Annotated in this window: 8 protein-coding genes; 6 read left to right on the top strand and 2 right to left on the bottom strand. The window is 38.6% G+C overall.

Features of this window, described 5'->3' with window-relative positions; all coding sequences use genetic code 11:
- The coding region (locus tag AC1DRF_RS13675; protein ID WP_477740929.1) for a C40 family peptidase at positions 1 to 547 on the bottom strand (547 nt) is incomplete at its 3' end.
- A 345-nt stretch (positions 548 to 892) separates the two neighbouring features.
- Between AC1DRF_RS13675 and pfkA the strand changes: the two genes are divergently transcribed.
- Positions 893 to 1852 (top strand): 6-phosphofructokinase, encoded by a 960-nt coding sequence (pfkA, locus tag AC1DRF_RS13670; protein ID WP_013058678.1) that lies wholly within the window; start codon positions 893 to 895, stop codon positions 1850 to 1852.
- A 26-nt stretch (positions 1853 to 1878) separates the two neighbouring features.
- On the opposite strand, the gene AC1DRF_RS13665 is transcribed toward pfkA, so the two are convergent.
- Complete coding sequence (locus AC1DRF_RS13665; protein ID WP_013058677.1) at positions 1879 to 2022, bottom strand: hypothetical protein; 144 nt, start codon at positions 2020 to 2022, stop codon at positions 1879 to 1881.
- A 158-nt stretch (positions 2023 to 2180) separates the two neighbouring features.
- On the opposite strand from AC1DRF_RS13665, the gene AC1DRF_RS13660 reads away from it, so the two are divergent.
- From AC1DRF_RS13660 to safA, 5 genes are all read left to right on the top strand, one after another.
- The gene (locus AC1DRF_RS13660; protein WP_230184510.1) at positions 2181 to 2579 is read left to right on the top strand and encodes a universal stress protein; all 399 of its coding nucleotides are present in this window, start codon (positions 2181 to 2183) and stop codon (positions 2577 to 2579) included.
- A gap of 12 nt (positions 2580 to 2591) precedes the next feature.
- Complete coding sequence (locus AC1DRF_RS13655; protein ID WP_230184509.1) at positions 2592 to 3311, top strand: NAD-dependent protein deacylase; 720 nt, start codon at positions 2592 to 2594, stop codon at positions 3309 to 3311.
- A 114-nt stretch (positions 3312 to 3425) separates the two neighbouring features.
- On the top strand, positions 3426 to 3656 hold the full coding sequence (locus AC1DRF_RS13650; protein ID WP_230184508.1) for a YuzI family membrane protein: 231 nt from the start codon (positions 3426 to 3428) through the stop codon (positions 3654 to 3656).
- A gap of 612 nt (positions 3657 to 4268) precedes the next feature.
- Positions 4269 to 5633, top strand: coding sequence for a hemolysin family protein (locus AC1DRF_RS13645; protein ID WP_477740928.1), 1365 nt, complete (start codon positions 4269 to 4271; stop codon positions 5631 to 5633).
- 137 nt (positions 5634 to 5770) lie between these two features.
- Positions 5771 to 6394 carry a SafA/ExsA family spore coat assembly protein gene (gene safA / locus AC1DRF_RS13640; RefSeq protein WP_078082276.1) on the top strand — a complete coding sequence of 208 codons (624 nt, stop codon included), beginning with the start codon at positions 5771 to 5773 and terminating at the stop codon, positions 6392 to 6394.
- Positions 6395 to 6572 lie beyond the last annotated feature (178 nt).

Raw genomic sequence — 6572 nt, 5'->3', positions numbered from 1 at the left:
CTTTTGTATAGGTTTGGAAGAACACAATATCTCCAGCTTTTGGACTTGAGACGCGCGTTCCTTTTTGATAAATTTGAGCTACTGTTCGAGGAAGCTGAACCCCGCCGCCATGTTTGAACGCATAGCCAATAAAACCGCTGCAGTCAAAGCCGCTTGGTGTTGTTCCGCCCCAGCGATATCGAACGCCCATATACTGTTTTCCTTTGTTAATCACTGCGTTAGGGTTATAGCGCGCTGAGCTAGAAGGCGATTTGCCCTTTGCTGAAACGCCTAGTTTAGCATACGTTCCTTTTCCGACAATACCATCTGCTGCTAGTCCATTTTTGCGCTGAAATGATTTTACAGCAGAAGTTGTAACAGTCCCAAAGTATGTAGTCGTATTCCCTTTAAAATAACCTTTATTTTTCAACGTTTGTTGTAGTTGTTTAACATCTTGGTGATTCATGCCTTGGCGAAGCGTTTGGTCGCCTAGAGCCGCTTGGCTGACAATCGGGCTAGTAGAAACAATAACGCCAGCAAGCGTAAGAGCTGCTATTACTTTTTTCATAAAACTAGTACCCCCTGAAAATTTTTCCTGATTTGAGTAAATTCATCATATCATCTTTCGACAGTGTTCTACGTTACAATTTCATTACATATATGAAAAAAATGAAATATAAAGGTGAATATAGTCTTATAAAAGCTGTAACTAAAAGGGTTCTTTAGATGTGCAATATTGCTAGAAAAACTTTGAATATTTGACGGTAAATAACTAAAAGATATGAAAAAGTATGTACATTTAAAATTTAACAAAGAAATATGTTGTGAATTACTACACAAAAAGTTCGAACTCGGGTAAAATGTAGAACTATAATATAGTAGTCATGTATGTGACTTTGATGAGGTGAAAGTAATGAAAAGAATAGGTGTATTAACAAGCGGCGGAGATTCTCCAGGTATGAATCCTGCGGTTCGTGCTGTTGTGCGTAAAGCAATTCATGAAGGTATGGAAGTTTACGGTATCTATCAAGGGTATCAAGGATTAATAGAAGGAAATATTAAAAAGCTAGAAGTTGGAGATGTCGGTGACATCATTCAACGCGGCGGAACTATGCTTTATTCTGCAAGATGTCCAGAATTCAAAACAGAAGAAGGGCGTTTAAAAGGTATTGAAAACCTTAAGAAGCACGGTATTGAAGGCTTAGTAGTTATTGGTGGAGACGGATCATATATGGGAGCTGTAAAACTAACAGAGCTTGGTTTCCCTTGTATCGGTATCCCAGGAACAATTGATAACGACATTCCAGGAACAGATTTTACATTAGGGTTTGATACGGCTCTTCATACGGTTATCGATGCTATTGATAAAATCCGTGATACGGCGACTTCTCATGAACGTACGTTTATTATTGAAGTTATGGGTCGTAATGCAGGAGACATTGCTCTTTGGTCAGGTCTTGCTGGCGGTGCGGAAACAATCCTTATTCCAGAAGCAAAAGATGAGTTCCAAGAAATGGTTGACCGTTTGAGAAAAGGACAAGAGCGCGGTAAAAAGCACAGCATTATCGTAGTAGCTGAAGGCGTAGCCAATGGTAATGAAGTAGCGAAGCAGCTGCATGAAGCTGCAGGTATTGAAACGCGTGTAACAGTATTAGGACACATTCAACGCGGTGGTTCCCCAACTGCTCAAGATCGTGTGCTAGGAAGCCGTTTCGGCGGTCGTGCAGTCGAGCTTCTGCTAGAAGGTAAAGGCGGCCGTGCAATCGGTATCCGTAAAAATGAAATTGTAGATTATGATATTATGGAAATTTTAGGTGAACCTCACCATATCAATGCTGATATGTACCGTTTATCTAAAGAGCTTTCAATCTAATCACAGTATGGCTGAGGCGAAACTTCTTATATGGAAGGAGTTTCGTCTTTTTTTGATTGCATCCCTGTTCCTTCGCAGTGTTTGCATGTTTTCATGTAACCGATACCAGGAATAACGGCTAGCTTTCCGAGTCCTTTGCAAAAGGTGCAAATTAATTCAAAACCAAACATCGTTCCATCCCCTCTGTACAAGTTTTCTTTCAGTTTATCATAAAAGTAGACAAATAATTTTAAAAATTATAGAAATAATCAAAAAAATGATTACATTTGAACAGCGAGTGATATAGTAAAGAGAGAAGACCATTTTACAAAAGAGGAGAGGAAGCGTGATGTTTAAACGAATTTTACTTGCCTCAGATGGCTCAGAGCATGCAGCTAAAGCAACAGAAAAAGCCGTTCAGCTGGCTCAGCTGACGGAAAACAGTTTTATTCAGGTCATTTATGCAGTAGAGGGTGATTCAAGATTAAAATCACTTAGCCGCGATGAGGAACGGGAAAGCCGGATACATACAACAGATGAAATTTTAAAGCAAGGAAACGTGGAGTATGAGATTACGTTTATGCATGGAGACGCGGCTAAAACAGTGATTCAATTTGCTAATCAAAATTCATTTGACCTTGTAGTAATAGGAAGCAGAGGGTTAAATCCTGTAAAAGGCATGCTGCTTGGAAGCGTGAGTTCTAAGATTGCACAGCAAGTAACGGTTCCTGTGCTAATTGTTAAATAGGAGAGAAATGCAATGGTAAAACAGTACAAAGAATTAAAACAGCTCATTGATAATGCTAAACACATTTGTTTTTTTACAGGAGCAGGAATGAGCACAGAGTCGGGCATACCGGACTTTCGCTCTCAAAATGGCTTATATCGCCAAAATAAAAGCTTTGTGGACATAGTAGCTGCTGACTTCTATGAGCAATATCCTCATGAATTTTGGCCGCTGTTTAAAGAAATTTTTCATATTAAAATGCTGCATCAGTATAAAGCAAATACGGGCCATCGCTTTATTGCTGAACTAGAAGAAGCCAAAACCGTGCATGTAATTACGCAAAATATTGATGGCTTGCACCAAGATGCAGGAAGCACGAACGTTTTTGAAATTCATGGGTCCATTAAGAGAGCTCATTGTCCGAGCTGTAAAGAAGAGTATGACTTAGCGTATTTAAATCAGTCAGCTCTCCCACAATGTACAGCGTGTGAGCGCCTTTTAAAGCCAAATGTTGTTCTTTTTGGAGATGCCATTCATCAGTTCGATGAAGCAGTTACAGCAGCGCTGTCATCTGATTTATTCATCGTGCTTGGTTCATCGCTTGAAGTAGCACCGATTAATCAGATTCCGCTGCTTGTGAGCCGGTACAATCGTACAAACATGGTGATGATTAATAAAGAACCTACGCATTACGATTATTTGTTTGATTTGGTTATCTATGATTCCATTGGACAAGTGGTCGCAAATTTATAAGCGTCTATGCATGGACATAGCGCTTTTTTAGCATTTAGTGATAAAGTGTAGGGATGTATCATATGGTGTAGTACATCATCCATTCGCTAATGGATAGAAGGGATGTTTGCGCATATGAGTGGAGGCTTGAGAGTTTGTCTCTTCATTGTTGGTATTGCACTCAAAGTGACAGCTGTTTTGACTTTGATTTTTGAAATGAATCTTGTCCCTATTCACGGAAGGAGTCTCACTTATTATGCTGAAGCAATAGGTATGAAACTCCCCGTTATCTGTTTTGTCCTTGGGTTTTTTTGTGTAGCAGCAAGCTTTTATTTACCTGCTAAAAATCGCCGTACCAGTAAATAGCAAGGGCAGGAGACTAACTAAAACGTTTGACTGCAAAGTTTTTAACATTTAAAATAAAGTCAATAAGTTTAAAAAGAAATAGGATAATTATTCCTTATTCTTTTTAGATATACGGAAATAGAGGTGATTGGATGGGGCAGTGTACCACGTTGGCGAAGTAGCATTATATGCACCAGTGTCAAAGCGTACAATACAGTATTATATAAACCTACATTTGCTTCACGCATATCGCTCTTTATCACATAATCGCTCTTTTAAGACGTTAACAGACTTTAACTTTATAAAGATTGTAAACTACTAAATTTTTTATAAATGAATGGAAGAGAGAATCAGCGCTGAAGCAACATCATGAAATGAAGCGATGTGAGCCATTGCTTCACATCTAGAACAGCTGAATAAAGAATGACCTGCTACATTAACGAGTGAAACGTGAGATAAGGAAGAAAGACTGGCAGTTTTGCTCCATATAAAAATGTTTATACATTTATCATTTGATTCCTCCTTATATGCACTTTTCCAAGTGATCAGTACAGGGATAAAGTTCTTTATCCAAATTTTTTATTTTTTAGGAGGTGAGTCCTTACTCGTTTTTAAACGAGCTAAGGAACTTGATTGGACATATTTAACTTGATTTTACTAGCGGTACTGATTGCATTAACTGCTTTTTTCGTTGCTACCGAGTTTGCGATTATTCGCGTGAGGAGTTCCAAAGTGGATCAGCTTATAGCAGAAGGGAGCAGCAATGCAAAAGCTGCGAAGCAAGTTATTTCAAACTTAGATGAATACTTATCTGCGTGTCAGCTTGGTATTACGATTACTGCGCTGGGAATTGGTTGGTTAGGAGAGCCTACACTTTCGCATCTCCTGTCCCCATTACTTGATCAACTAGGGATAAGCGGAGCTTTAACAAAAGTACTATCTGTTGCGATTTCTTTTGCGGTTGTTACATTTATAAACGTTGTGGTCGGAGAGCTTGCTCCGAAAACATTTGCAATTCAAAAAGCAGAGAAAGTCACTTTATTATTTGTTCGTCCGCTTATACTCTTTTATAAAGTAACCTATCCTTTCATTTGGCTATTAAACAGTTCTTCTCGTTTAATAACAGGGTTATTTGGTCTAAAGCCTGCTTCAGAAAATGAGCTTGCACACAGTGAAGAAGAGCTTCGCATCTTGTTATCAGAAAGCTATAAAAGCGGTGAAATCAATCAATCGGAGTTTAAATATGTAAGTAAGATTTTTGACTTTGATGATCGCGTTGCCAAGGAGATTATGGTGCCGCGTACGGAAGTCGTTTCGATTGACCAGGAAGATACGGTCGAATACATCCTTGAGATGGTCCAAGAAGAGCGGTTTACCCGCTATCCGGTCATCGATGGAGATAAAGATCATATTATTGGAATGGTCAATATGAAAGAGATTTTAACCGAGATTGTCATGAACAACAGCAAGGAAAAAATAAATTTAAAACAGTATATCCGTCCTGTTATTGAAGTAATTGAATCGATTCCTATTCATGATTTATTGCTTAAGATGCAGCGTGAACGCATCCATATGGCTATTTTAATTGATGAATACGGAGGAACAGCAGGGATTGTAACAGTAGAGGATATTTTAGAGGAAATTGTCGGTGAAATTCGTGATGAATTTGATGCGGATGAACTTCCATTAATTCAGAAAGTCAAATCCGATCATTATATTGTAGATGGAAAATTATTAGTAAGTGAGCTTAACGAGTYGCTTGGCACAACAATTGATGATACGGATGTTGATACAATTGGAGGCTGGGTCTTGACGGAAAAATATGACGTCAAGCAAGGAGAAAGCCTTAGCTTTGATCAGTATGACTTTACCGTTACGAAAATGGAAGGCCATCATATTCAATATATTGATGTGATCAAAAAACGTCAGGTGCATCAAAGCACGGATGAAGCGGTTAATGTGTCAGACATGAATCAGTCACAGGCTTTATCTTCGTAACAAAAAGGCGCATTGCAAAAGAGCAATGCGCCTTTCTTATGGAAAAAGCGTGCTGGGAAGATGATAAAGTAATATGATGGAACTAAGGGATAATATTACCGCTATGAATCTTAAAATCAATTTGCTTTAATAAAAGTATGAAAACTCTATCAAAACTTTTATTAGTAACACTGTTGTCTGTCACTCTAGCTTTTGGTCTTAATAACACTGCGCAAGCAGCAACCGTACATACCGTTCAATCGGGAGATACGATGTGGAAAATAGCAGTAAAATATCAGGTTGGCGTTTCCGAGCTGATTGAAGCGAATTCTGCTATTAAAAATCCTAATTCGATCTATCCGGGACAGAAAATTACTATTCCAACCGATAAAGCAGGAAGTTCATACGAAGAGCAAGTAGTTCAGCTAGTGAATCAAGAACGTGCTAAAGTAGGACTTAAGCCTTTAAAGTCTAATTGGGAAGTAGCTCGCGTTGCTCGCTATAAATCGCAGGATATGATTGATAAAAATTATTTCAGTCATACATCGCCTACATATGGAAGTCCGTTCGACATGATGAAAAACTTTGGTATTACATACAGTACAGCAGGTGAAAATATCGCTGCTGGACAAGCCACTCCAAAAGAAGTGGTTAACGCATGGATGAATAGCGAAGGTCACCGTAAAAACATACTATCGAGTCAATTTACCGAAATTGGAGTAGGTTACGCTAAAGGTGGAAGCTACGGTCATTACTGGACTCAAATGTTCATTTCAAACTAAAAAAGAAAGGAAAAAAAGCTGACTTAGTAGTCAGCTTTTTTTAGCTTCGAGCACTTTCTAGAAATTCTTTTGGATTGCCAGAAAGCTTTCCGTCCTGCTCAACGATGAGTGTGCGCGTAGGGAAAGCAAATTCTACGCCTTCTTCTTCAAGAATGTCCATAATTTCGAAGTTTATATT

This window comes from Priestia sp. P5_B4 (assembly GCF_056400385.1).
The sequence above is the reverse complement of the archived record's forward strand: the minus strand, read 5'-3'. Positions and strand labels throughout refer to the sequence as shown.

Excerpts from the sequence above, each read along its gene's own strand:
- pfkA (WP_013058678.1), top strand. The coding sequence starts at position 893 with ATGAAAAGAATAGGTGTATTAACAAGCGGCGGAGATTCTCCAGGTATG.
- AC1DRF_RS13665 (WP_013058677.1), bottom strand. The coding sequence starts at position 2,022 with ATGTTTGGTTTTGAATTAATTTGCACCTTTTGCAAAGGACTCGGAAAG.
- AC1DRF_RS13660 (WP_230184510.1), top strand. The coding sequence starts at position 2,181 with ATGTTTAAACGAATTTTACTTGCCTCAGATGGCTCAGAGCATGCAGCT.
- AC1DRF_RS13655 (WP_230184509.1), top strand. The coding sequence starts at position 2,592 with ATGGTAAAACAGTACAAAGAATTAAAACAGCTCATTGATAATGCTAAA.
- AC1DRF_RS13650 (WP_230184508.1), top strand. The coding sequence starts at position 3,426 with ATGAGTGGAGGCTTGAGAGTTTGTCTCTTCATTGTTGGTATTGCACTC.
- safA (WP_078082276.1), top strand. The coding sequence starts at position 5,771 with ATGAAAACTCTATCAAAACTTTTATTAGTAACACTGTTGTCTGTCACT.